The sequence below is a fragment of the Acinetobacter nectaris CIP 110549 genome, assembly GCF_000488215.1.
GTDB lineage: Bacteria > Pseudomonadota > Gammaproteobacteria > Pseudomonadales > Moraxellaceae > Acinetobacter > Acinetobacter nectaris.
The window spans coordinates 653,857-679,169 of the sequence record NZ_KI530712.1 but is presented as its reverse complement, the minus strand read 5'-3'; the positions used below and the strand labels follow the sequence as shown (position 1 = coordinate 679,169).

The 25,313-nt window shown below is 37.7% G+C and carries 35 protein-coding genes and 1 tRNA gene; 32 read left to right on the top strand and 4 right to left on the bottom strand.

What is annotated here, in order from left to right; translation table 11 throughout:
* From P256_RS03470 to P256_RS03345, 28 genes are all read left to right on the top strand, one after another.
* Window positions 1–387 carry a DUF4054 domain-containing protein gene (locus P256_RS03470; protein ID WP_023272299.1) on the top strand — a complete coding sequence of 129 codons (387 nt, stop codon included), beginning with the start codon at window positions 1–3 and terminating at the stop codon, window positions 385–387.
* Window positions 384–890 carry a hypothetical protein gene (locus P256_RS03465; protein WP_023272298.1) on the top strand — a complete coding sequence of 169 codons (507 nt, stop codon included), beginning with the start codon at window positions 384–386 and terminating at the stop codon, window positions 888–890. The genes P256_RS03470 and P256_RS03465 overlap by 4 nt, the downstream gene beginning before the upstream one ends.
* A complete protein-coding gene (locus P256_RS03460; RefSeq protein ID WP_023272297.1) occupies window positions 877–1,248 on the top strand; it encodes a hypothetical protein in 372 nt (123 codons plus the stop codon). The genes P256_RS03465 and P256_RS03460 overlap by 14 nt, the downstream gene beginning before the upstream one ends.
* A 3-nt stretch (window positions 1,249–1,251) precedes the next feature.
* Window positions 1,252–1,788 (top strand): phage neck terminator protein, encoded by a 537-nt coding sequence (locus P256_RS03455; RefSeq protein WP_023272296.1) that lies wholly within the window; start codon window positions 1,252–1,254, stop codon window positions 1,786–1,788.
* A gap of 9 nt (window positions 1,789–1,797) precedes the next feature.
* Window positions 1,798–2,919, top strand: coding sequence for a DUF3383 family protein (locus tag P256_RS03450; protein ID WP_023272295.1), 1,122 nt, complete (start codon window positions 1,798–1,800; stop codon window positions 2,917–2,919).
* A gap of 10 nt (window positions 2,920–2,929) precedes the next feature.
* Window positions 2,930–3,373 carry a phage structural protein gene (locus tag P256_RS03445; protein ID WP_023272294.1) on the top strand — a complete coding sequence of 148 codons (444 nt, stop codon included), beginning with the start codon at window positions 2,930–2,932 and terminating at the stop codon, window positions 3,371–3,373.
* Window positions 3,374–3,379: 6 nt separating this feature from the next.
* A complete protein-coding gene (locus P256_RS03440; RefSeq protein WP_023272293.1) occupies window positions 3,380–3,883 on the top strand; it encodes a phage tail assembly chaperone in 504 nt (167 codons plus the stop codon).
* A gap of 47 nt (window positions 3,884–3,930) precedes the next feature.
* Entirely contained in the window at window positions 3,931–4,077 is a 147-nt protein-coding gene (locus P256_RS13270; RefSeq protein ID WP_171068498.1) for a DUF6889 family protein, read from the top strand.
* 42 nt (window positions 4,078–4,119) lie between these two features.
* Window positions 4,120–6,093 carry a phage tail tape measure protein gene (locus tag P256_RS03435; protein WP_023272292.1) on the top strand — a complete coding sequence of 658 codons (1,974 nt, stop codon included), beginning with the start codon at window positions 4,120–4,122 and terminating at the stop codon, window positions 6,091–6,093.
* 10 nt (window positions 6,094–6,103) lie between these two features.
* Window positions 6,104–6,433 (top strand): hypothetical protein, encoded by a 330-nt coding sequence (locus tag P256_RS03430; protein WP_023272291.1) that lies wholly within the window; start codon window positions 6,104–6,106, stop codon window positions 6,431–6,433.
* Window positions 6,430–7,122 carry a hypothetical protein gene (locus P256_RS03425; RefSeq protein WP_023272290.1) on the top strand — a complete coding sequence of 231 codons (693 nt, stop codon included), beginning with the start codon at window positions 6,430–6,432 and terminating at the stop codon, window positions 7,120–7,122. Before P256_RS03430 ends, P256_RS03425 begins: the two co-directional genes overlap by 4 nt.
* A gap of 136 nt (window positions 7,123–7,258) precedes the next feature.
* Window positions 7,259–7,699 carry a hypothetical protein gene (locus tag P256_RS03420; RefSeq protein ID WP_023272289.1) on the top strand — a complete coding sequence of 147 codons (441 nt, stop codon included), beginning with the start codon at window positions 7,259–7,261 and terminating at the stop codon, window positions 7,697–7,699.
* 113 nt (window positions 7,700–7,812) lie between these two features.
* Window positions 7,813–8,055: a hypothetical protein gene (locus P256_RS03415; protein WP_023272288.1), complete on the top strand. Its 243-nt coding sequence runs from the start codon at window positions 7,813–7,815 to the stop codon at window positions 8,053–8,055.
* Window positions 8,042–8,572 (top strand): DUF2335 domain-containing protein, encoded by a 531-nt coding sequence (locus P256_RS12940; RefSeq protein WP_023272287.1) that lies wholly within the window; start codon window positions 8,042–8,044, stop codon window positions 8,570–8,572. Before P256_RS03415 ends, P256_RS12940 begins: the two co-directional genes overlap by 14 nt.
* 145 nt (window positions 8,573–8,717) lie before the next feature.
* Window positions 8,718–8,876, top strand: a complete 159-nt coding sequence (locus P256_RS13265) for a hypothetical protein (RefSeq protein ID WP_023272286.1) — start codon at window positions 8,718–8,720, stop codon at window positions 8,874–8,876.
* A 35-nt stretch (window positions 8,877–8,911) separates the two neighbouring features.
* Complete coding sequence (locus P256_RS03405; RefSeq protein WP_023272285.1) at window positions 8,912–9,571, top strand: phage baseplate protein; 660 nt, start codon at window positions 8,912–8,914, stop codon at window positions 9,569–9,571.
* A gap of 2 nt (window positions 9,572–9,573) precedes the next feature.
* Window positions 9,574–9,870: a phage baseplate plug family protein gene (locus P256_RS03400; protein ID WP_023272284.1), complete on the top strand. Its 297-nt coding sequence runs from the start codon at window positions 9,574–9,576 to the stop codon at window positions 9,868–9,870.
* Window positions 9,870–10,841 carry a baseplate hub protein gene (locus tag P256_RS03395; RefSeq protein WP_023272283.1) on the top strand — a complete coding sequence of 324 codons (972 nt, stop codon included), beginning with the start codon at window positions 9,870–9,872 and terminating at the stop codon, window positions 10,839–10,841. Before P256_RS03400 ends, P256_RS03395 begins: the two co-directional genes overlap by 1 nt.
* Window positions 10,831–11,505, top strand: coding sequence for a Gp138 family membrane-puncturing spike protein (locus tag P256_RS03390; RefSeq protein WP_023272282.1), 675 nt, complete (start codon window positions 10,831–10,833; stop codon window positions 11,503–11,505). Before P256_RS03395 ends, P256_RS03390 begins: the two co-directional genes overlap by 11 nt.
* Before the next feature lie 39 nt (window positions 11,506–11,544).
* A complete protein-coding gene (locus P256_RS03385; RefSeq protein WP_023272281.1) occupies window positions 11,545–11,904 on the top strand; it encodes a contractile injection system sheath initiator in 360 nt (119 codons plus the stop codon).
* A complete protein-coding gene (locus P256_RS03380) occupies window positions 11,901–13,082 on the top strand; it encodes a baseplate J/gp47 family protein (protein ID WP_023272280.1) in 1,182 nt (393 codons plus the stop codon). The genes P256_RS03385 and P256_RS03380 overlap by 4 nt, the downstream gene beginning before the upstream one ends.
* Window positions 13,083–13,673, top strand: coding sequence for a baseplate wedge 1 family protein (locus P256_RS03375; protein WP_023272279.1), 591 nt, complete (start codon window positions 13,083–13,085; stop codon window positions 13,671–13,673).
* Entirely contained in the window at window positions 13,663–14,316 is a 654-nt protein-coding gene (locus P256_RS12935) for a hypothetical protein (RefSeq protein ID WP_023272278.1), read from the top strand. The genes P256_RS03375 and P256_RS12935 overlap by 11 nt, the downstream gene beginning before the upstream one ends.
* Window positions 14,316–14,816 carry a hypothetical protein gene (locus P256_RS03365; RefSeq protein ID WP_023272277.1) on the top strand — a complete coding sequence of 167 codons (501 nt, stop codon included), beginning with the start codon at window positions 14,316–14,318 and terminating at the stop codon, window positions 14,814–14,816. The genes P256_RS12935 and P256_RS03365 overlap by 1 nt, the downstream gene beginning before the upstream one ends.
* Before the next feature lie 12 nt (window positions 14,817–14,828).
* A complete protein-coding gene (locus P256_RS03360) occupies window positions 14,829–17,216 on the top strand; it encodes a glycoside hydrolase family protein (RefSeq protein ID WP_023272276.1) in 2,388 nt (795 codons plus the stop codon).
* Between the two features lie 74 nt (window positions 17,217–17,290).
* Window positions 17,291–17,587 carry a hypothetical protein gene (locus P256_RS03355; protein WP_023272275.1) on the top strand — a complete coding sequence of 99 codons (297 nt, stop codon included), beginning with the start codon at window positions 17,291–17,293 and terminating at the stop codon, window positions 17,585–17,587.
* Complete coding sequence (locus tag P256_RS03350; RefSeq protein ID WP_023272274.1) at window positions 17,577–18,089, top strand: glycoside hydrolase family protein; 513 nt, start codon at window positions 17,577–17,579, stop codon at window positions 18,087–18,089. The genes P256_RS03355 and P256_RS03350 overlap by 11 nt, the downstream gene beginning before the upstream one ends.
* On the top strand, window positions 18,086–18,472 hold the full coding sequence (locus P256_RS03345) for a hypothetical protein (RefSeq protein WP_023272273.1): 387 nt from the start codon (window positions 18,086–18,088) through the stop codon (window positions 18,470–18,472). The genes P256_RS03350 and P256_RS03345 overlap by 4 nt, the downstream gene beginning before the upstream one ends.
* 279 nt (window positions 18,473–18,751) lie before the next feature.
* Here P256_RS03345 and P256_RS03340 read toward each other — a convergent pair whose 3' ends face one another.
* Both P256_RS03340 and P256_RS03335 read right to left on the bottom strand, forming a co-directional pair.
* Complete coding sequence (locus P256_RS03340; RefSeq protein WP_023272272.1) at window positions 18,752–19,765, bottom strand: tyrosine-type recombinase/integrase; 1,014 nt, start codon at window positions 19,763–19,765, stop codon at window positions 18,752–18,754.
* 240 nt (window positions 19,766–20,005) lie between these two features.
* Window positions 20,006–20,082, bottom strand: a tRNA-Val gene (locus tag P256_RS03335).
* Between the two features lie 208 nt (window positions 20,083–20,290).
* Here P256_RS03335 and P256_RS03330 point away from each other — a divergent pair.
* From P256_RS03330 to P256_RS03315, 4 genes are read left to right on the top strand one after another with little or no spacing between them, the layout of a single operon-like run.
* A complete protein-coding gene (locus P256_RS03330; protein WP_023272271.1) occupies window positions 20,291–21,070 on the top strand; it encodes a HesA/MoeB/ThiF family protein in 780 nt (259 codons plus the stop codon).
* Window positions 21,071–21,122: 52 nt separating this feature from the next.
* A complete protein-coding gene (locus tag P256_RS03325) occupies window positions 21,123–22,397 on the top strand; it encodes an ABC1 kinase family protein (protein ID WP_023272270.1) in 1,275 nt (424 codons plus the stop codon).
* A gap of 13 nt (window positions 22,398–22,410) precedes the next feature.
* A complete protein-coding gene (folB, locus tag P256_RS03320) occupies window positions 22,411–22,791 on the top strand; it encodes a dihydroneopterin aldolase (protein ID WP_023272269.1) in 381 nt (126 codons plus the stop codon).
* Window positions 22,748–23,215 (top strand): 2-amino-4-hydroxy-6-hydroxymethyldihydropteridine diphosphokinase, encoded by a 468-nt coding sequence (locus P256_RS03315; protein WP_040331622.1) that lies wholly within the window; start codon window positions 22,748–22,750, stop codon window positions 23,213–23,215. The genes folB and P256_RS03315 overlap by 44 nt, the downstream gene beginning before the upstream one ends.
* Window position 23,216: 1 nt before the next feature.
* Here P256_RS03315 and coq7 read toward each other — a convergent pair whose 3' ends face one another.
* Complete coding sequence (gene coq7, locus P256_RS03310) at window positions 23,217–23,852, bottom strand: 2-polyprenyl-3-methyl-6-methoxy-1,4-benzoquinone monooxygenase (protein WP_023272267.1); 636 nt, start codon at window positions 23,850–23,852, stop codon at window positions 23,217–23,219.
* Window positions 23,852–25,171, bottom strand: a complete 1,320-nt coding sequence (locus tag P256_RS03305; RefSeq protein WP_023272266.1) for an MFS transporter — start codon at window positions 25,169–25,171, stop codon at window positions 23,852–23,854. The genes coq7 and P256_RS03305 overlap by 1 nt, the downstream gene beginning before the upstream one ends.
* Window positions 25,172–25,313 lie beyond the last annotated feature (142 nt).

Sequence of the window (25,313 nt, the reverse complement as noted above, 5' to 3'; positions counted from 1 at the left end):
ATGTTAACAGAATCATCTTTTCGTGAATCAATGCCGATGTTTGCAGATGTAAATGCTTACCCATCATCACAGTTTAATTTTTACCTAAATTACGGTGTGAAGTTGTTGCCTGAAAAACGATGGGATGATCTGTTGGATGAGGGATTAACCTTTTTTATTGCTCATTACCTAACACTATATAAACGCACAATGAGTGCTGCACTCATTGGTGCTGATACAGGAAAGGTTGTGGGCAATGAAACTTCCAAGTCTGTTGATAGTGTTTCTAAGTCAATGGATGTATCAGGCGTAACGCTTGATGATGCAGGGCAATGGAATCAAACAACATGGGGCATTCAATTTCTGCAACTTGCTAGAATGGTGGGTGCAGGTGGTGTTCAATTATGAGTAGTGTCACATCAACAGGTGTGGGGCTGATTGATATTTTAGAAGCAGTCTCACAACTCTCAAAAACAGATGTACTTGTAGGTGTTCCTGATAGTGGTGCTGAAAGAACAGATAGTGAATTAACCAATGCCCAAATTGGTTATTTGCTAGAGAATGGATCGCCAGCAACAAATTTACCGCCTCGCCCTCATTTGGTGAGAGGTGTTGAAGAGGTTCAGGGCTTTATTTCACAACAGCTTACAAAAGCCATAGATGCAGCGCTCGATGGCAACCAAAAGAAAATGTATTTCTATTTGAATACTGCGGGCATGAAAGCAATGAGTAGTGTTAAAAATATCATCAATGAAGGTGATTTTATTCCACTTGCACCCGCAACGATTCGTAATCGCTTATCTCGTGGTAGAACTTCAACAAAACCGCTTGTAGATACAGGTCAATATAGAAACTCTCAAACATACATTGTCATGGATGGGGATAAGGAGGTGAATCGTGCCCAATCTTGATGTGTCTGATGTATTACTTGATCCTGACTTTATGACGACTGATTTAATTTGCAATCGCATTCAGGTGGTTCCTCAACAGAATGGTACTGCTAGTACCTCACTACAAAGCACTCCATTTGCAGGTGTTGTGACGACAAATAATGGTCTGAATATGGATCGTAGAGAAGATGGTACTTTGATTAAAGGTGCTATTAACATTCATACACAGTTCAATCTCACTTCAGGTGATAGCTCGACTCGTGCCGATGAAATTCAGTGGCGAGGAAAGACCTATATTGTTTCACAGGTGCTCTCAAATGCTCACTTTGGACAAGGTTTTGTTAAGGCAGTTTGTGAGCTAAAACCACTTTCAGGATAGACCATGACAGACTCCACAACTGGTGGCTACATTGTGCCAACAGGTGGGGTTGCTTACGATCAAGAGTTAAGAGATATATTCCAAGCTTTCATTCGTGCAGTCGTTGCAATGGATGGCACTTTGGTTCGCCCACGATGGCAACAGGTTCCTTTACCTACACCTGACATCAATACAGATTGGTGCGCTTTTGGCGTAAAGGTTACAGAGCCAAACGATTCCCCATACTTTGAACAGCAAGATGATTCAGCCGTATCTATTCGGCATGAGTCTATACAAGTGCTGATTTCATTTTATGGCCCATCATCTGAAAGCAATATCAACTTACTCAAAGATGGATTAGCAATTCCACAAAATATCGCTCAACTCAGTCAATTTCAAATTAAGTTCGTTTCTGTTGATCAAATCATTGCTGCACCTGACTTTCTAAACCAACAGTGGGTGCAGCGGCATGACATGACCGCCACATTCAGACGCAAAACACAACGAACAGTTCCAATTCGCACATTTGAAAACTTTCAAATTAACTTAAAAAATAGCTAGGAGTCATCAATGACACTCCCTACTTCTAATGTCGTAAATGTCAGCGTTTCTATTGCTGCTTTAGCGGCAGGGCCACGATCATTTGGCTCTCTACTTATTTTAGGTACCACGCCAAACGTAATTAGTACAACTGAGCGTATTCGCCTATATTCAGATGCTGTATCTGTAGGCAATGATTTTGGTACAGACTCACCTGAATACAAGGCTGCAGTTGTTTACTTCTCTCAATCACCAAAGCCACGTACGTTATATATCGGGCACTGGGATAAAACATCTGCAACACCTGAAAAGGTTACTGATGCGGTATCTGCATGTTTGGACTCCTTAAAATGGTATGGACTTGTTATTGTAGATGATCTTGTTGATAGTGATGTTCTATCGGTTGCATCACTGATTGAAGCTGCAAGCCCGAGTCGTTTATATGGCCACACAACACAAGATGTAAATGTGCTTGATAAGACAAACACTGACAACATTGGTGTGAAGTTATCTAAAGCAGGGTATAAACGTACATTTTGGATTTACTCAAGTTCTACTAAATATGCTGATGTCTCAGTATTTGGTCGTGCCTTTACTGTGAATTTTGAGGGTACAAATACCACCATTACGCTAAAGTTTAAGCAACTACCTGGTATCACTCCTGAAGACCTGAAAGTTTCACAAGCAGCCAATATCACTGCAAATAATGGCAATGTCTTTGCTGAGTACAACAATGACACGGCAATTCTGCAAGAAGGCGTAATGTCTAATGGTTCATTCTTTGATGAAGTCCATGGTTTGGATTGGTACCAAAATGCCTTAGAAACCGCATTATGGAATCTTTACTACACAACAACGACCAAAATTCCGCAAACACCTGCAGGTGTAAATCGTCAATGTGCCGTACTTGAAAAAGTAAGTGAGCAAGGCGTTACCAATGGATTGCTTGCAGGTGGTGTATGGAATGGTGATGAGTTTGGAACACTTAAATCAGGTGACTATCTCACAAAGGGTTATTACGTCTTTGCCAATAGTTTGGATGATCAACTTCAAGCAGATCGTGAAGCACGTAAATCACCAGTATTCCAAATCGCCTCAAAACTTGCAGATGCAACACACTTTGCTGATGTGATTGTGTCAGTAAACCGCTAGGAGAAAAATAATGTCAACTTGGTCTTTTATGGACACACATGCCACATTGGTTAGCGATGATGGTTCGATTGACTTGGGTTATGGTGCTGCGATTGCAAAAGAAGGTATCACCATTTCCATGTCAGAAAACAAAAACACGATGACAACTGGTGCAGATGGCGAAGGGATGCACTCTCTACACTGTAGTAAGTCTGGGACAATTACAGTACGTCTTTTAAAAACATCTCCTGCAAATGCCAAACTGATGAATTTGTATAACACACAGTCGGCAAGTTCTAAAAAATGGGGAAAGAATAATTTTACTTTAAACAACGATGCTTCAGGCGATAACGTCACAGGCACCAAGCTTGCTTTTCAAAAAGCACCTGATTACAACGCAGCAGAAGATGGTGCAACAGTTGACTGGGTGTTTGATGCAATCAAAATTGATATGAAATTGGGTACATACGAGTAATTAAATATGATGACTTTAGAAATTGGCGGACAAATGTACGCGATTCAAAAGCTAAATGCATTTGATCAACTACACGTATCAAGAAAAATATCACCGATGACACCGCATATCATTCCTGTGATTTCTGAAATTATGCATGGTGGTTTGGTTAAAACACTAAAGAAAATTGATGAAGAGCTAGATATTGAAAAGCTTGATATTAATAACATTGATGACTTGCTTAACAAAGTTGATCTCAAATCCCTAAATGGTTTATCAGGTGCACTATCTCCACTCACAAAATCATTTGCCGAGCTTCCTCAAGAAGATGTGGACTATGTGATTCACAAGTGTTTATCAGTTTGCACTCGAAATGGTGCAAAGGTTTGTCAAAACAATACAATCATGTTTGATGATTTGGAGTTGGGGCAGATGCTTGCACTCGTTGTTGCGGTAATTCGTGACAGCATGGGAAATTTTATTCAAGGGCTGTTTACCAAGGCGAGAGCTTTGCAGGAGCAGTCCACGTAAATTATAAAAGCTTGCCTGACGGTGAAGATTGGTTATTAAGACCGGTCATGAAAGGCATGTGTAAGTTTGAGTCATTAAAAGATGGAACTATCGATTTACATGATATTTCATTAATGAATGATGCTTTAGATGTTGTTGCTGACAATGAATACCTTGTTGAAAAAGCAAGGGAGAGAGAAGCAGCGAACAAGTAGTTTGACGACCACCTTCGGGTGGTTTTTTTACGGGCGATAGATATGGCACAAGCAGCTACAATTAAAGACTTCCTCGTTGCATTGGGATTCAAAACAGACAATGCAGGCCTTGCGAAGATGCAAGGAGCATTACAGGGTGTTGAGCTTAAAGCTAAATCCCTCAATATGGCTTTAGGTGCGCTTGCTGTTGGTGCTGTTCTCGCAGTCCGTCAAACGGCAAGTGAACTCGATAAACTCTACTTCTCATCAAAACGTATAGGTGCAAGTGCTGAAAACATTAATGCGTACGGTAATGCTATTTCTCAAATGGGTGGTAGTGCAGAGGACGCGATAGGCACTTTAGAAAGCCTTGCTGAGAAAATGCGTAACTCTCCCGGATATGAGGGAATGCTTAATAGTCTTGGTGTAAAAACCAAGGACTCAAATGGTGCATTGAGAGATCGTGTTGAAGTCATGAAAGACCTAAGCACAACCCTTGCTAAAATGCCGTCATATCAAGCTAATGCCTATGCAAATTCTTTGGGAATAGATCAAAAAACACTTTTAGCCATGCGTGATGATAAATTCATCGGCAATATGGAGAAGTACCAAAAGATTCAAAAAGAACTTGGTATGAATGACAAACTTGTGAAGTCTGGTAACGATTTCATGAGTGAATACCGTGATTTGTCTATGATTACTAAGACAGGGTTTCAAGTCATTGTTATGCAGGTCGGTAAGGCGCTTATTCCAGTGCTTAAAGGTTTGAATCACCTTGTTCTTATGGGGGTACATGCCTTTAGTCAGATGAATCCTAAAATTAAAGAAGGTTTGGTGATTGGTCTTCGGTTTGCGCTACTGGCTACAGTATTCAGTAGTGTGGCAAGAGCATTTGGCTTGTTCCTTCTGTTCATAGCACCATTGAAATTCTTTATTCGCCTTCTTGGTTTATTGCGGGTTGCCTTCCTTGCCACACCACTCGGTATTATTGCTGCTTTAGCTGCAGGAATCCTTGCACTCTATGATGATTACAAAACATGGAAAGAGGGCGGAAAGTCTTTTCTTGATTGGTCTCAATGGACAAAAGAGATTGATTGGGTAACCCAAAAAATTAAAGATTTTATGGATTTGATTTCCAGTCTGACTGGTAAGGCAATTGAGTTTGTTCAAAAGCTTGTACATGACCCAAAAGGTACACTCAAGGATATAAAGGACGGCACAGTTCATTTAGCACGTGATTTTATAAACTGGACAAGAGGTACTGCTCATGCTGCGGTTGGTGGGGTGAAAGGTGCTGCAACCCAATATAGTCAAAATTACACAAGTAAAAACTTTACCAATGAAAAGGCGAAAGTAATTCAGGAAACAGCGAAAAGAATAGGTGTTGATCCAAATGATCTAGCTGCGGTAATTTCATTTGAAACAGGTGGAACATTCAGTCCTAGTGCAAAAAACAAAAAGTCATCGGCTACAGGGTTAATCCAATTTATGAAAGGTATTGGTGGCGTGAAAAATAAGTACTATGGCATGACTCGTGATCAATTCTCATCATTATCTTTTGCTGAACAAATGAAATATGTCGAGCGGTATTATAAGGAGAGAGGATTCAAAGAGGGTGGATCATACTCTGTTGGAGATGTTTATGGTGCTGTTACAGGTTGGGGGTATAAAAAAGCGACAGCAGCATATGATTTAAACAAAGTTTGGGACTCAAATCACGATGGTATAATTACCAAAGGGGAAATGGTGCAGAATCCATCCTTTAAGGCTCATCAAAGAAGTTACTTCTCCAAGCCCAACTTTGGTATTGGCAGTCCGCAAATAAATAGTTTTGCTCCACCAAGAGGTAATCCTAATAAGTCACAAATAAACTCTACTAAATCATTTGCATCTAATGTTACTATTCATCAAGAATACAATACAACAATGACAGTGAATGGCGCTAAAGATCCACAAGAGTCTGCTAATGCTGTAAAGAGAAGCCAAGATAATGCCAAGATATTTCTAGCACGAAATACTAGGGGCGTAATGGCTTAAGGTGAACAATATGAAATACTATCTTCTAGCACTACTCCTTTGCGGGACTAATGTATTTGCACATGATTTTCCAAATAAAAAAGGCATATGTACTTTCAATGGAAGTGAGCCAACACCGTGCACTATCGAAAATGGTGGCGGTGCTGGAGGTAGTTATTACATTTTAAAATCAAAAAAAGATTCTATTTATGTCGAAAGCGATTGTTCTGGTGATAACTGCGCACTATCTATAGGTGCAAATTCTGATAATACTGTGGATGCCAAAGAGTTTAAAAAAGATGGTTTTTACTGTACATCTAGTAATGATAATAAATTAACTGGATGCTTTAAGACAACATGAGAAAAATAATTACTGCATTAATAGCTATCTTACCAACCCTATCAAATGCTGATTTTAATCAATCTCAAAAGCTCTTACTTATGAATGATATGGAGGCTTGGCTCTCATCAGGGAGTTCGCTTTTTAATTGGTCAGGTATTGCTCAGAAAGATATTTCACTTGATCCGGGTATTGAGTCCCCAATAGAAGTTTTTGCAAACTTTCAGAAAAATTCATTTTCATCAGAAAAGATGTACCGTCAAAAATATCAGCGAATAGTTGGTAATTTTGCAAGCATTCAAAAAGATAGCTATGGCAATCCTATAGGTGTTTTTGATGTTGGATATTTAAATCACTTATACATTAGTGGCCTAACAAGGAATGAAGCTGAAGACATAGATTTAAGCAAACCTATAGCATTAATGTGTAAAAGTGTAGTTGAACAAGATGGTGATTTAATAGCTAGATGCTCAATGTTTAAAAGCCCAACAAGAATGTTCTCTGTAGATTATTTTCAAGATCATCTAAATGATTTCGCACTAGATAAAGTAAGTAAGATTGTTGCATCAAATGAAAAATTAGCCTCAATTATGAAAACAGCATCAGAAGTCGATTTGGGGAGTGATTGTGATTTAATAGACAGTAAGAACTATAGCTACTGTCTATCAAAGACTGAGAAAGAAGTTGGGAGTAGACTAAAAAGAGATTAGTTGTTATGCCTAATTGTTGTCGATATATGTAGAGTTTCGCTTGGATCAGTACTGTTTGCAATACTTTGTTGTTTCTGCTCTTGCGCCATTTATTTTTGCAGCTTATATTTAATACATATTTTTTGAGTAATTATTCATGATAAATAAGAAGTTATTGACAATTGCATTTGTAGCATTAGCTTCATCATTTACTTTTGCAAAAGAAACAAAACAGCTAGAAACTTTTAGTAGTGCTGAGAACTTGCAACAAGAGTTTGATAATAATCAAGAACTATTTATGCAAAAATACAAAGATAAAAGAATTGAAATTAATAGTATTACACTGACTAAAATTACACCAAACGAAGGCAGTATAACATTAGTTAATAAGCAAAAAGCAGCTCACATGTATGCACTTGAAGCTTCTACAGATAACCCAAGTAAGCCAATATTTTTAAATGCAATTGACTATAGAAATGCTGATTCTGATGACTATAATCTCAGTCAAGATGGGGGCGTTACTGTAAAAGTTATTTGTAATAGTTTGTCAACTGTGAGTGTAAATGTCTTAAATTTAAATAACTGCACTGTCATGTAGTTGTTTTGCTATAGATCTATAGTATATTTCTTAGTTAGTATTATTTGTTATAATCATAAAATAAGTTTTACATAGATATCTATGTGATGTGTTTTTAAAAGAGGGAGATTATTATGACTTATCTAAGTGCATTTGCATCTGGTGTCATATCTGCTTTTGATATGTTTCCTCAGAAAAAGAACTATAAAGCACGAGTACTAAGAGCTAGAGAAACATCACCAGGCAATGCATACTCTGTTGTATCTGTTCAGCAAGAGAGTGTTCATGCAGTTGTTGCTTTTCAACAGGAGAGCTTCCAAACTCTATTGACTAAGAATCTAAGCTCAGAGTTAAAGAATCAATATGGAAAAAGATGAAAATAGCTTTGAGATTGATGGAGGCTTCCAAAAACTAGATGATAATGAATACATCAAGCCACCACGCATGCCAAACCAAAAGCATCATACACTCCATGTTGAACAACATACAGTAAGATCCCCTTATCTGCCGCCTAACATCCTTAAACAATATGATGAAATATATCCAGGGATGGCTAGAGAATTAATGAGTTTAACATTTGAGCATCAAAGATTTTCTATGGAGAAGTCTAGGCATGAAATGGAAATACAAAAACTAAATCACACTGAAAATATAAAAATTAATGATGCCAATATTGCTGAAATGAAAGCAGTATCTGAGCTGCGTAAAGGTGAGCTACGGATAAAATCTATAGGTCAGTGGTTTGCTTTGCTCACAACATTATCTTTGTTGGGAATATCAGTTGTTTTTGCAAGTATGGGTTACCCTTTACTTGCAACTGCATGCATAGGAATAATTGTTTCGCTCGCTATTGTTATGTTTTTACAAAAAAACAAAAAAGATGATGATAGTTAATTCAAATTATTTATTAAATTAAGTAATCGAAGCCACCCTTTATGGGTGGTTTTTTATGCCCAAAGAAAAACCCCTGATGTTGGTCGCATCAGGGGTTTTTGTATTTCAACTTGAACAGACAAGAACAAGAGGAAAATAAATATTCATGTCTAAAAGTATAGCAGTAATTCTACATAAAGTAGAGGTGATTATGGAAAAACATGGATTTTGGAAAGTAACAGGAGTTTGCTTATTTGCAATTCTCTTATGGCAAGCGCCAAATATTATTAATGCAATTGCTAAATTAATAGAAGTTGTGAAGTAAAAATTAGCATCTGAATGGTGTTTTATAGGTGAAATATGGGAATAGAGTCTTTACTAAGTTCAGCTTACAGCACTGCTTCGAGCTCACCTTATACAGAGAAAGCTGCCTCTTTATTGCTTGCCGGCAAAGGTAGAACAATCATGGGGTTGTTTGCCGATGTAACTATTGAAGAAAAGCATAAAGATGAAGTGCAAATTACAGAGCACCCGGTTGAAACAGGTTCTCCAATCTCTGACCATGCCTACAAAATACCGCCTGAAGTCTCAATTAAGGTAGGTTGGTCTGAAAGTGCTGGTCGCTTAAATAGTCTAGTTGGTGATTCATTGCTGTCAGGGAGTACGGGCCTTGTCGCAATATATGAAGTACTCCAAACACTTCAAGATAAATACACACGCCTTATCGTTTCTACAGGCAAGCGACTGTACACCAATATGATTATTAAAACGCTTGAGTGTACAACGGATCCTGAAACAGAAAATGTTTTGATGATTGATATCACATTTAAAAAAGTGAATATCGTGAAAACCTCAGAAGCAACAGTACTCTTAGAGCAACAATCCGATCCATCTAAGACCTCTCAGGTTCAAGACAATGGAACGGTACAAAAGCAAGCAACAAATGAGTCTTGGTTATCTCAAATGATGGGTGGGGCTAAAGGCGGTGCATACACATTGCTTAATCCTTTTGGGAGTTAGTTATGGCTTATTTTAATATCCCACTCACTAGCAACAACCAAAAACTGAATGTGGTTTTGGGAAGTACAACTTATAAACTCCGCTTAATCTATCGTTCACAAAAATGGTTTCTAGACATATTGGATACTGCTGAAAATCCATTGGTGCTAGGAATTCCAATGGTGATGGGTGATGATTTACTTGTTCAACATCAGCATGTTCTACCAGGCTCTTTATATGTCGTCAATGTGAATGATAGTGAAGCACAAAACTTTAGTGATTTGGGCGATAAAATTACCCTGTACTGGAGTGATAGCTAATGGAGCAATGGATTCGGCAATGTAGGCTTACTGTTCAAATCAATAAGGATCAGCCACAAGCACTTGATCTATCCGAGTTTAGAATTGTATTCCATGTAGCACAGCCAACAACGGAACAACCCAAGTACGCTGAGATATATATTTATAATATGTCTCACAAAACAATGAATACGCTTGCAGGTGAGAATAGTCAAAATAAGGATACTCAAGTCATTCTTGAAGTTGGCTATAAATCAGGGCCATTAGAAACTCTATTTAGAGGGACATCATTTCAGTTTAGAAAGGGTCGAGACAACCAGACAGATACTTGGCTATGTATTCTTGCTCAATGTGCTGATACGGTAAAAAGCGCTGCTGTTGTAAATAACTCACTGCCAGCAGGAACATCACTCAATGACATGCAGCAGTTCATTCTTCAGCAATACAGTAGCTATGGTATTGATATTGGTGAAACGCCTCAATTAGCTGAACAAAGATACCCAAGAGGGCGAGTGTTTTTTGGGTCTTTAGATCGTCATGCCAATCAATTCTATAAAGACAATAACACCAGTTGTTCTGTAGATGACGATACTTTTAACGCTATTCCACTCGGTAAATATAGTGTCATTCCGATGCTGTCTCTGAATAAAGAGAACGGAATGATCGGCATGCCAAGGCTCACAAGTGAAGGGGTGCAAGTAACTTCACTGATTAATCCTAAGTTCAAACGTAATGGTCGAATACAGATTGATTTATCAAATCTACAGACAGAAAGTTACGATGTGCAATATGGACAACAGGGTGTTGATCAGCCATTTAAAAACCAAAACCTAGCAACCAATGCTCAAGGGACATTTATTATTGTTTCTGTAGAGCACTATGGCGATATGCGTGGTGATGAATGTTACAGCACACTTATTTGTGTCGGTGTTGATACAGTTGTTCCAAAATCAGGTCTATTGATATCGGGAGTAGATGACAATGGCACTTAGTTATGAAGAACAAGCCCCAACACATCTCAATATCATTAAAGAGTCGATACGAGATGAGATAGCACACCTGTGGACTTGTTTACCTTGTGAGGTCATGTCTTATAACCCTGATAATGTCACAGTCGATGTTCAGCCATTGATTAAGATTCCAATTAGACAGCAAGATGGCAGTATTCAAACAGTCAATTTACCAATGCTACTTGATGTGCCTGTGATGTTCACTTGTGCGGGTGGTTTTACTATTACCCATCCTATTCGAGAAGGTGATGAGTGTCTCGTTAATTTTGGCGATAGAAATATTGATCTGTGGTGGCAATCAGGTGGTATACAAGACCCATTTGACATGAGAAAGCATGACCTATCAGATGGTTTTGCATTCTTTAGGCCACAATCTCAGCTTAATAAAATATCTGATATATCAACAGATAATCTAGAAATTAGAACTGATGATGGTAGTTGCAAGATACAGATGACTCCAAACGGTGAGATTAACTTCTTTGGTCAAAAAGCAACATTTAACTGCCCTGTAGAGATGACTCAAACTCTGACTGTAACAGGCATTATTAAATCACTTGCTGATGTGATTGCAAAAACAATCAGTCTGTTTAGTCATAAGCATGGTGGTGTTCAAGGCGGTGGATCAACCAGTAGTGGGCCACAATAGTTTTAATCAAGATAGAGGGGCGCGAAAGCGTCTTTTTTTATGCGTTATAGAAAGCAAGATCAAGACGGGGACCACGTATTTGGTTCTAGTGCAAACGACTTCTATGTTGATTCTGCTGAAGCGGTTGCACAATCAGTAAAAACACGGCTCAACCTTTGGATTGGGGAATGGTTTGCAGATACTTCAGATGGTACGGGTTGGAATCAAGCCGTACTTGGCAAGAAAGCTGGGAACTTATACGAGCTAGCACTTAGACAGCGTGTTTTGGAAACGCAGGGTGTTTTGAGTATTGAGGACTTTGAAAGCCAAACTGATCCAAACATAAGAAAGCTTACAGTCACCATGACAATAAACACGATTTATGGCACATATTCATTGGATGAGGAAATTAACAGATGACGTTAACCACGATAGCTCCTCAAATTACGGACTCAGGTGTATCTGCACCTACTTACTTTGAGGCGCTAGATTATCTAAAAGACCAGTATAAGGCTATTTATGGTGATGATGCCTACTTAGAAAATGATAGCCAAGATGGACAGTGGCTTGGTGTGATTGCTCGTGTTGTCTCAGACTGTGGTGCTGCATGTGTAGATGCATATTCAACATTCTCACCAAAAACAGCTACAGGTGATGCACTCTCAAGAAATGTCGCGATTAACGGCATTAAACGTGCACTACCTACTTACTCAACTGTTGATCTGACCATTACGGGCACATCAGGAACAGTGATTACGAATGGCTATGCAGTGGACAAGAATAACAATCAATGGATATTACCAGCAACAGTGACTATCCCATCTAGTGGCTCAATTGTAGTGACTGCAACAGCATCTCAAGCAGGTGCAATATTGGCAATGGCTGGATCAGTAACAACCATAGGGAAGCCAACAAGAGGGTGGCAGAGTGTAACAAATGTTGCATCATCTACACTCGGAACAGCAGTAGAGCAAGATGCTCATTTAAAGCAGCGACAAGCCTTATCAGTTGCAATCCCATCTCAGTCTAAAACAGACAGTATTAAGGGTGCTTTATTCAGCCTCGCAGGTGTATCACGCTGTAAAACCTATGAGAATGATACCAAGCAAACCAATAGCCTTGGATTGCCTCCAAATACGTTATGTGTAGTGATTTCAGGCGGCGACGCAAATGCTATCGCTCAGACCATGCGCTCTAAGAAGTCATTGGGTTGTGGGTGGTATGGCAATACCAGTGTTTCTGTCAATGACAACTTTGGTGAGGCTGTCATCGTACAGTTTTATCGACCAAATGTTAGAAGTATCGGTTTTATCATTGGCGCTCAAAGCACTGTGGACTACACGAGTGATATTGGCGATTCAATCAAGCAAGCAATAGCTAACTATGTGAATCAGCTAGACATTGGTGACAAGATTGCACTCAATAAAATCTATGTTCCTGCGGGTCTGTACGGTGGTCTTGATTCAATGACCTACGATATTTCATCAATCATTATCACAGTTGATGGACAGCAGATTTCCGGTGACTTCTTATTAAGTTTTAATGAAGTGGCATATTGTGAAACAAAGAACATAGATATCAGTATCGCAGGGGGGTAAATGGACTCATCAAGTTTCTTATCTCTCATTACAAGCCAGCACCGACCACAACCAAAATTTAATGCAGCAGTTCGAGCATCAATTGAGCCGATTATAGATGTTATTAACTGCTTGCAGTCAATGAATGGGAGGTTTGACTTAGCCACTGCAACAGGGGATCAATTACAGATTATTGCAGATTGGGTCGGTGCACCAAACGCGATACCTAATGCAATTCCTATTCCGTTCTTTGGTTTTGATGATCAAGACGGGTCATTACCTTTTGGCGAGCTAGATGATCCTACAGTCGGTGGTTACTGGCGTGAGTCAGGTATGAATGACTCCACAGCAAAGGTTATGGATACCGGTCTATTTCGCAACGTAATTTATGCCAAGATTCTTTTAAATCAGTCGGACTGCTCTGAACAATCTGCAATTGATATCTTGTCATTAATTCTAACTAAAAAATTCAAATTTACAGATAACCTGGATATGTCAATCACATTCACCTTTCTTGATAGCTATGAGGCATGGGAAAGAGAGCTCGTGAGAATGATGTTTCCATTGCCTTCGGGCGTAAAACTAATATTCGAGGGTGAAAATGAGTATTGATAAACTGCCTGATTTCGCTACTGACCCTACTGCATCAAAGGGTACTGATAATCTAAATCTGCCACTTGGATTCCCATCACGTATACGTCCAGCTAGACAATGGTTTAACTATTTGTTCAATGCAACTTTCTTAAAGATAAACGAAGTTATTGATAAGAAACTAGACAACTCAGCAACAGTTAAAGTGAGTGGTGCGGTCAATGGTTCAGCAGTATTTGATGGCTCATCTACAGCCAATATTTCAGTGAGTGCCAATACTGATGCTCTGAGAGTGGTCACAGGCAATAACTACACCATCACCTATGATGATGCACGACGTATAGCAATCATTGAAATGTCGCTTTGGACAAATGATAGTGTTGTTAACCAGACGACTGGCGATAATGGTCGATCAAACTGTCGAGTTGCTACTTTTGCTCTACCAATTACATTAAAAAAACGCATGTCCTCATCAATCAAATTAAGTGAGGAAGGTGCAACGGCAGAGTATTTCCTAGAAGCGATGGAATGGCTTGTTAATGTGATGTATGACGGATATCGAGGTACAAGTGCACAGACACAATTATGTGCTCGATTTAGTAGATGGACTGGCATGAATGATGAGCCAATTACCGCTAAAGCTATTGTTGTGGGAATATTTTAATGGACAATGTATTTTATTTTGCAAATGTAGACAAGCAAGCACTAGATATTCGACAATCTGATGCAGATCTAGGTGATGGCTATCAACTCATATCTTCTGATGAGCACGATAAGCTATATACGGCAATTAACAATCAGTGTGTTTTTTTTAAAGATTTAACGATATCTACACCAAGACCATCAGCATATTCAAAGTTGGAAAATGGTGTATGGGTTGACTCTAGAACAGATATACAAAAGAGAGAGGATTATTTGGCAACACTTAGTCCTCTAACTCAACGTCAATTTAAGTTGGCTCTTTTACAGAACAACCTCTTGGATAAAACCGAAGCAGCAATTAATGCTATTTCTGATTCTACCAAGAAATCTCAAATCAATATTGAATATAACTATGCGGGTTCATTTGAAAGACAAAGCGACTCTGTGCTCTATATGGTAAATCTGTTGCAATTAACTGACGATCAAGTTGACCAAATGTGGCAACAGGCTATGAAACTATAAGGAATTATAAAGATGGCAACGAACTGGAATACGATCTTAAGCAACACTAAAAACTTAAATGATGTATTGGCTATTTTAAGAAAAATATTGGGGCAGACAGATAAATTATCCGAATTAGATATTGATGGGATATTAGCAAATATTGATTCTCAGGTGAATCAAGCAACAAGCAATTTTGACTCAAAACAAGTTGATGCACTTAATCAGTTAAAAGAAACACTTGAGGTGGCTAAGGCAGCAGGTGCTGGTGCAAATGGTTGGATTACAGATATTGTCGCAACAAAAATTACTGATGCCCAAACACAAGACCTATTCAACCAAAAGGGTGTGACTACCGTCGAAAGTGTTGCAGATTTAGCGGGTTTAGATGCTTGGGAAGGTAGAACGGTAAGTGTTAAAGGGTACTATAAACCAACTAGCTCATTGCCAACTTATAGAGGTGGTGGAACCTTTACATATAGAAGTGCTCTTAGTAACCAAAATGATAATGTCACTATTATTAATGGCTGGGCTCTCCACCTAGATAGCCATAACACCATTAATGCTTATCAAGCTGGCGCATATGGTGATGGGGTTACTGATGACCAGCCATATATCGAAAGATGTTTACAGGCAATTTATAAGCTTGGTTTTGGTGAAGTACAGCTAACAAATGGTAAGTTTTTAGTCAACCGTCAAATGGCTTCCTCTTATAATAAAAGTTACCCTTCAATTATAGAGCTCGCATCAAACATGAATTTCATGGTTGATAAAACAGCAACGCTTATCGTTGGTTCAAATTTTGATTACAACAAGCCCAATGCCCCTCATCTTATCCTTTTTGGACTTCATTCAGATGCAAATAAAACATGGGTTGGTGGTGGAAGTGATGTAGAGGCAACTGCTGTAGATAATGTATCAATTTATGGCGGTGGTACCATAGATTTCACGCAATCAGGAAATATGGGTACAACGGCTTATCAAACTCGTTATGCTCTATTAATGGTTCGTAGCAGTAATATTTTAATTGATGGATTGACCTTTGTTGGCAATGCTACAAATGGCGATTTAACAAATGCAATTGGCAATTTAACTAATAAGATCTATGGTGATAATGTTGTTGTCTCCAACTGTACATTTAAGAACTTAGTCTGCAATAGTACAATTAACACTGATCATTCATCAGTTTATATTCTTGCAACCAATGCAATTGGATACAACAATAATTTTATTTCAGATCAAACAGTATGTCCAAAAATGTCTCTTATTGGGTCGGTATGGGAAGCACATAACTTTGGACATAAACTTTATAATAACTACGTGAGTGGTTATAAAAACTCTATGATTGTTGCGTTTGAAACACGTGAGCATTATGACCCAAGTGGTCAAAAAGGCGGCATACATTTCTATGATAATAAAATACATACCATGTGTAATTTTATTCAATTTGATATGGCTCAAGAATTTACGAATATTAAACCAATTTTGATCCATGATAATGAATTCACATCATGTCGTTATCTAACGTCAAATGAGCAGGGTATGACATGGTATAATAAGCAAAGCTCTAGATTATGGTTTAATGTTTATAATGCCAACACTCAGACGACACAAGCAAGTTCAGAGCTTATTGCAATCTACAACAATATTATTGCAGAAGATCCAACAAATTATGACTATAGCTTTTCTTCGAATTTCTCTACTGGAAGTACAAGCTGTTTAATAGGTATTAGTGACAATAGCTTTGTTCCTAAGAATCTAACTTTTAGAGACAATTTAAAAATTCAAGTCTATAGCATAGCCAATTTCAGCACATTGAACTCAGCAAGAAATATTGTCGAGGGATTTAATTTCAAAGAAAGTAAAGTTGATATGAGTATGTTCACAACAACTAAAACACCTTTCGATTTCCATACACGTTATATGGATAATGCTGATATTAATATCACCTTAGATAATTTCAATATGTTTAAGCTAAGTTGGGATACTCCTCTTGTAAATGTAGGTTTTGACTGGGGGGATGCAGGAACATCAAGTAGTTTTGTGCTGAATATTACACGTGGTTTAAATGGGATTCTCTATCCTATGGCATTTGACTCAAAACAAGTTGCTCGACAAAACTTTTTTAACTACCCATCGCTAATGAGAATTACAGCAACAGCCATCAGTACAAGTATGAACTTAGTAAAGTATATGAATACACAAGTGAGCAATACTAACTATAATTCATATATACCAGGAATTACCGATGCTAAAGTTGCTTACAATAATGGTGATGATATTAAGAATGGACTTGCAACACCATCACTATCTCGTACAGGAAACAATGGTGAGCTATCAGGTATAGGTACATGTACAACAATCCCTAGTTCACCTATTACATACGATATATTTATGCAATTAAGTAATAATAATATCTAGTCAATTAGTTAAATACGAAACCGCTCTATCTGAGCGGTTTTTTATTGCCTAAAAATCATAAATCAGAGGGAAAAATGTCGGATCAACAACCACTTGTCGATGCAGCAAGTTCAGTTATTGCTAGTAAATCAACAACACTCACAAGCTCAGCAACTACGGTTGGCTCTGGCTTTATCGCACTCATTTCACACCACGACCTGATAACTATCATCACCACATGCACGACGGTAGGTGGTTTTTGTATTGCGGTTATCAGTGTTTGGTCAAATTGGCGCTTTAGAAAACGGGAAGAAATACGTGCTGAAGAGCGTCATCGATTAGAGATGCAGAAACTACTCAAAGAGTCTCAGGAACTGGAAAATGGAAAATAAACATAAGATTATTATAGGTCTACTCACTGCATCAAGCGCACTGTTTTATGGTGTACGAACTGATGAAGGTTTTACCTCCAAACCTGTTCGGCCAACGCAAGGTGATGTACCTACCATCGGCCACGGCACCACGGTCTATCCAAATGGCAAAGCAGTCACCATGCATGATAAACCAATTTCAAGACAAACTGCCGACTACTACTTAAAAGACCATATCTCAAAAGTAGAGAAACAATTCAAACAATCCATTCCGAATGTAAAACTCGCTCAAAGCGAGTATGACGCTTACATCGATTTCGTGTACCAGTTCGGTATTGGCACTTTCAATCAGTCCTCAATCAGAACCAACTTACTTCAAGGCAATTACGTCCAAGCCTGTAAAGCACTTCTGAAATATAAATACACCGCAGGGCGTGACTGTTCAATTCGATCTAATAACTGCTATGGCGTGTATGTACGTCAAAATAACCGTTATGAGAAATGCATGGAGGCAAACCAATGACTTATTTATTACTTGCTTTGAAGTACTGGCGAGAGTGCTTCATTGCATTACTCGCTTTTTTAATTCTGTGCTTACTTATGATTTTGAATCATAAAGATGAAGTGATTGAAAAGCAGAAGCAAGAGCATATTGCTTATATACAGGAACAAAGACAGAAATATTTAGAAGCTGCTCAACAACAGCAAATCGAAATGAACAAGGTGAGTGCAGATTATGAAAAGCTTAAAGCTGAGCAAGCAACAAAAGTTGAATACGTCACTAGGACAATCAATAAATACATTGATCGCCCTGTCTATCGTAATGTGTGCATCGATGACGATGGTCGGGTGCAGCTCAATGACCTCATCAAATCAAGTCAAACCACCAGTACAGATACCAAGTAACTTATTACAGCCTTGTCCTGATCTTCAAACGTTAGATGAAAATACAGGAAAGGCGTGGATTCTTTGGTCGGTGGATACGGTGAAGAAATATAATGACTGCAAGTACAGGCATGATGCACTCATCAAGACACAAGGCGTTTGGTTGACAAATCCCATCTTTAGCAATAAATCTTGGTTGACAAATGTGTGATTTAGCAATAATTGTCAAAACCCTACTAAAAAATTGCGTATGATGTATGTTTTCTCATGTTTTGCTGCATAAAAACTGTAATACTAAAATCAATCATCTAGCATCTTAACTATATCTGAGACATTAGGGTTGTAATAAGTATTTACTAACACTTTAATTGTCTTGTGGCCTGTTATTTTAGCTAAAACCTCAACAGGTAGCTTTCTTGCATTTACTAGCCTTGTAATAGCTTCGTGTCTAGTATCATGAAAGTGTAAATCATCCAAGCCAACTTTGGCTTTTGTTCTTTCAAATTGAAGCCTAAAAGCATTTTCAGTTAATGGAATCAGTCTATTGTCATTATGAGTTATAAGGGATAATAACTGCCGTGCTTGCTTAGTAAGGGGCACATCACGACTTTCACCATTCTTTGTGTCTTCAAGATGGATATGATCGTCAAATATATGACTCTTGCGTATTGCCAATATTTCACCACGTCTCATTGCAGTTTCTAATGCAAATAAGAATGCCCATGCAACGTATTGACCACTGGTCTTTGGTGAGCTTCCGACTTCGTAATTAAAACTCTCTAATAGAAGTTCGATTTCACTCTGAAGTATTCGTCTATTCCTAGCTTTTGGTCTTTTTGGTTTCTTAAGACCAAAGAATGGATTTGTATCAAGTAAAAACAGTTCTTTGTGAGCATAAGTGAATACTGCACTGTAGAGAGAAATTTCCTTTAGTACGGTTCCATCAGATACTTCTTTTTGTCTTTTATTGCGCCAGTGCGTTAGATCTTGTGCAGTAATATCCAGGATATTCTTTTGAGCAAGGCTGCCAAACTTTTTATCAAAAGAGGAGAGTTGTTCTTTGATGTATTTTTTAGACTTTGTATCTTGACCATGTGCTTTGTAATACATGGAAAATAAATCTTGAAAAGTTGTAACGACTTTCTTTTTTTCTTCGATTTCTTCTTTTGGGGTAGAGTTTGCCTCGATAGTACGATTCATCGCCCAATGTAAACATTCTTGAGCAGTATCACGAGTACAGTATTCTCGTTTACCGTGAACAGTAATTGAGATAGACCAACTATTTCCACGTTGACGAGGCTTAGGTAATTTCACGCCTAAAAACTCCATTTATTGATGAATTGTAAATTTATGTAAAAAATACATGTTATTTGAGCGCTACGTTTAATTTTAAGCGCTCGACACGATTTCTTGACACAAATCCTGACACAATCATGACACAAAATAGGGTTTATTTGGACTATTTAATGCAACAAATAAAACATATGCAACATTGCAGAAATTAAAAAAGGGCTTACAAGTCATTGAAATTGCTTGTAAACCCTTGTTTTATATTGGTAGGCATATCCAGATTTGAACTGGAGACCTCTACGATGTCAACGTAGCGCTCTAACCAACTGAGCTATACGCCTATATGCAAAGAATAATAGCGGCAAGAAAATTGAAAAACAAGAAAAATTATTTAATGAAAAATTATATGACTAATATTTATTCGGCTTATGAGTGGAATTGTCATTCATTACGTAGTTAGATGTCATTACATTATACTAATTCTTCTATTTTTTCTCATAGAAGAATTAGTATAATTATTCATGCATAGCATAAATTATGGAATATTATATGACTGATCATCTAGCGGAAATTTGGCAGACACTTTCAGATGAAGAAATGGAGTTATACAGCCGACAAATTTTTTTAGATGATTGGGATATTGATGCGCAAGAGAAAATAAAACTATCTAATATACTGATTGTTGGTGTGGGAGGAATAGGCTGTATTACTGCTGAGCTTTTGGCACGTGCGGGCGTTGGTAAAATAACACTTATAGATCAAGATCAAGTTGATGTAAGTAATTTACAAAGGCAAGTTGGATTTGGTCGGCAAGATGTTGGTTTTTTTAAAGCGGATGTTATGGCTACAAAACTAAAGGAAATAAATCCCCATATTGATATTATTTCCGTGACTCATGCACTTGATGAGAGCAATGTTGATTCGTTATTTCAAGGGCAAGACCTTATACTTGATGGATGTGATAACTTTAAAACACGCTACTTGGTGAATAGTCATGCTTATCAATTCAACATTCCTTTACTGAGTGCATCAGCAATAGGCTATGAGGGGCAGTTGCTTATGGTACAGCCACAATCTGCATGTTATGAGTGTCTATTTCCGTATGCACAACAGGAAGACGATGCAAAGCGATGTAGTGAAACAGGTGTCTTAGCAACTGTTCCTAATGTGATGGGTGCATTACAAGCGCATCATGCACTTCTTTATCTAGGTTTAGGAAAAGCGCCTTTAGTACAAAAAATATTATTGTGGAATGGCTTAACGATGTCTCAACGTATTGTTAAGTTTGAAAAAGATGAAGATTGCTCGATTTGTCGATTAAAAATATGATTAAAAACCTTTTTTTGTTAAACTGAGTAAACTGCAACTAACGTTAAAATATATGAAGAAAAGCTTATTATTAAATGGTCTTCAATCTGTCGCCCGTATAAGTGAAACAACATTCGTGGCGGCGAAGGCTGGAATTAAGTATGCGACTGATAAACCGAGTACTGCAAAATTAATGCGAGAAACGTTTGAAGAGCTTGGTTCAACATATATTAAACTTGGGCAGTTTATTGCAAGTACACCATCTCTATTTCCTCGAGAATTTGTAGAGGAGTTTCAAGGTTGTTTAGATCAGACGCCTAAACTTCCATATAGCTATATTGAATCTGTACTAAAAGAAGAATTTGAAAATAAACCATTAAATCAGATTTTCTCATTTATTGATGAAACACCGCTTGCTTCTGCATCTATTGCACAAGTTCATGCTGGTAAACTTGTGACTGGTGAAGATGTTGTCATTAAAGTACAGAAGCCTGGGGTTGAGAATATTTTATATACCGACCTAAGTGTTTTACATTGGTCAACTAAAATTTTAGAGCGGTTTATCCCAAAACTGAAATTTGCATCTTTAGCAGATATTGTTGAAGAAATAAAAAATCGTATGGTACGTGAAGTTGACTTCTTAGAGGAAGCCAATAATTTAGATGATTTTGTGCAATATCTTCATGCAACAGATAACAAAGATGTTGTTGCACCGAAAGTGTACCAACAATATTCAACACGCCGTGTTTTAACCATGCAACGTTTGTATGGTGTCCCTTTGACCGATTTTAAGCTTGTTGAAAAATACAGTAAAGACGCTTCACAAACTTTAATAACCATTATGAATACATGGTTTGGTAGCTTGATGATGTGTAAAAGCTTTCATGCTGACTTGCATGCGGGCAATCTTATGTTACTTGAAGATGGGCGCGTTGGATTTATTGATTTTGGGATCGTTGGTATCTTAAAACCAAAAGTGTGGCAAGCTTGTATTTCATTTATGGATGCATTACAGCATACAAAATATATGGATATGGCAGAAAGTATGCTACAGATGGGTATGACAAACCAAAAAGTAAATATTCAACAGCTTGCACAAGATATTGAACGCCTTTTTAATGGGGTTGCGCTGACAGACCCTCAGAAAATACTTGCAAGCAATCCTGCAGATTTAAATGAAATTATGTTAGATATTGTAGGAGTGGGTGAAAAGCACGGTATTCATTTCCCAAGAGATTTCGCATTATTATTTAAGCAGATATTGTATTTCGATCGGTTTATGAAAGTACTTGCACCATATGCGGATATTTATGCAGATGAACGTCTGAAAATGCTTCAATCATCGTAGGTTAATACTCAATATGGATGTAATTTTAGTTGAAGGTCTAAAAGTAGATACAGTGGTTGGATGCTTTGCTTGGGAAAGACAAATTCATCAGCCACTAATGTTAGATTTAATGATCTATCATGACTTATCGAAGGCAGCAATTTCTGATGATTTAAATGATACAATCAATTATGCTCAAATTTGTGAGTTGAGTGCTGAGGTTATACAAAAAACTCAGCCAAAATTGATTGAACATGCTGCACAGCTTGTATTAGAAAAGCTATTTGAAACATTTAATGGTATTGAAAAAATTACTATTACAATTCGTAAGCCTGCGATTATCGCGCAAGCAAATTCAGTAGGAATTCGCCTTGAACGCCAACGAAATGACTTTTGCACTCGCACTTGCGAGTAATTTGAATGCTCAAAATAATTTGACTTGGGCTTTAGAACAGCTGATGCAATATGGGAATCTGACCCTCTCTCGCGTGTTTCAAATTCCATGTAGAGATGATGTGGGAGAGGATTACCTTAACTGTGCCTGTTTATTGCGTACGTCAAATATGAACCTAGAGTGTTTAAATATATTGATTAAAGCACTTGAGCAGGATTCGGGCAGGGTAAGGCCATCGCATCAAATTTCTTTAGATATCGATTTAATTGCATGGAAAAATGCTGATGAAAAAGAGAGTTGGCAGTTTAATGTAAAGAAAATGCCTTTCGCGTTAGATGTTAAAATTCCACTTTCAGAGCTTATTCAACATCCAACGCTGATGTTTCAGTATAAATCGAACTACCGCACCGTATTTTTACCACTACAACAATGTATAAAAAATTAAACTAGATGTAATAACTGGTTTTTGTCATTAATTTAGATACGGTTGTCATAATAACGCAAATCGGTGGTGGGAGTACAACACCACCTGCTTCAAGTGCAGTATCACGATGGTGAAGTTCATCTTCATTCATTTGTTCTAAAATTTTTCTAGATCGGATATCTTGAGGTGGAAGCTGTTGTATATGATCCTCTAAATGTAAACTGACTTGACGCTCTGTTTCTGCAACAAACCCTAAGCTGTATTTATCACCTGCAATACCTGCAAATGCCCCCATAGTAAATGATAAGCCATACCAAATTGGATTAAGAAAACTTGGTAGACTTTCCAACTCATTTAAGCGGTCTTCACACCATGCAAGATGATCTTGCTCCTCAATAGCAGCTTGTTCCATTTCTTTTTTTACATTGGGGAGTTTCGCTGTGAGTGCCTGCCCATGATAGAGCGCTTGAGCACATACTTCACCACTATGGTTGACGCGCATTAGTCCTGCAACATGTCTAGCTTCACGTATAGAAAGAGCAGATACATGATCTTCAGCAGGATTTTTTCGATGTGCACTCGTTGCACCCGGAACAAGGCTACGTAGACCCTGATCAAATGATTGAATGATTTTATCAATGCCTGAATAATGACGCATTAGTTGTAATCCTCTAAAGCATTGGTTTCTTTTAGCAGTGGTCTAACTTTTTTAAGCAACCAAAAACTAAATATAGCACTCAGTATCGCTGTGATACAGAACAAAACTTTCATATCTATTTTTAGAATACTTAAAATAAGTATCGAAAAGATTGCTGATGCAACCATAAATATTGCATTGTAGATATTATTTGCCGCGACAATACGTGCACGATGTGACTGTGGTGAATAGGCTTGCATGAGCGCATATAGTGGAACGATATAGAAACCACCACTGATACCTAATAAAATAATTGCAAGCATGACATGGTAATAAACAAGACCATGTGTGAATATATCGGTTAACTGTAACGTAATTGGTTGCTCAGGTACAAAGTAAAGTGCACCAGCAAGATAAAAAGCAAACACAGTTAAGCCGATAGCACCAATTGGTACCATTTTAATATTGACCTCTGAGCCACCTATTTTGCGGCATAGTAAAGAGCCTATACCAATACCTACAGAAAAAAAGGTCAGAAGTAGACTGACAACATTCTCAGATGCATTGAGATATTTATGTGTTAACTCAGGAATCTGTGTTAAATAAGATGCGCCGTAAAACCAATACCATGAATTACCGAGAAGAATAAGATAAATGACAGGAATACTTTTGGCATACGACATAGTTTGCCAACTGGTACGAAAAAAGTTCCAATCAATATCAATATGATTGTCATTGACAGGTTGTTTTAGAATAAATCGGCTTGAAAAGTAACCTAAAAGGGCAATACTTAAAACTGTTATACAGACCCATATAAGGTGGTCATGTGAGATAGAAATAACGGCACCGCCTAAAATCATACCAAACAAAATGGCAAGGGATGTGCCTGTTTGGAAAAGTGCATTTCCCGTCATGAGCTCATTGGGTTTTAGAATTTCAGGCAAAATGGCATATTTGATAGGACCGAAGAAGGTTGAATGTACGCCCATTAGGAATAATGAAAATAATAAGAGTGAAATATGCCCAAGTAGGAAACCACAAGAGCCAATAACCATAATGCCAATTTCAAGTAGTTTGATATAACGAATGAGCTGAGACCGTTCGAACTTGTCGGCAATTTGCCCAGCAGTTGCAGAGAAAATAAAGTAAGGTAAAATAAACAGTAGGGCAGCTAAGTTATTTAAAATACTAATATTATTATTTGTGTTTTGAATGAGGCCGTAAGTAATTACAAGGAGTAAAGACTGTTTATACACATTATCATTCAGTGCGCCAAAAAATTGTGTTAAAAACATTGGAAGAAAGCGCCGAGATGTCAGTAACGTTTGTTTTTTTTCCATATTGTAGATACGCTCAAAAAAAACTGTAGAATTATAGATAGATGATAGATTATCTCATTATTAAAATGATGTATGATAGATCAAACTTGATGGAACTGCCTCTTCGTGGCATAAATTGTTACAGATGCAGCATCATTCCGAC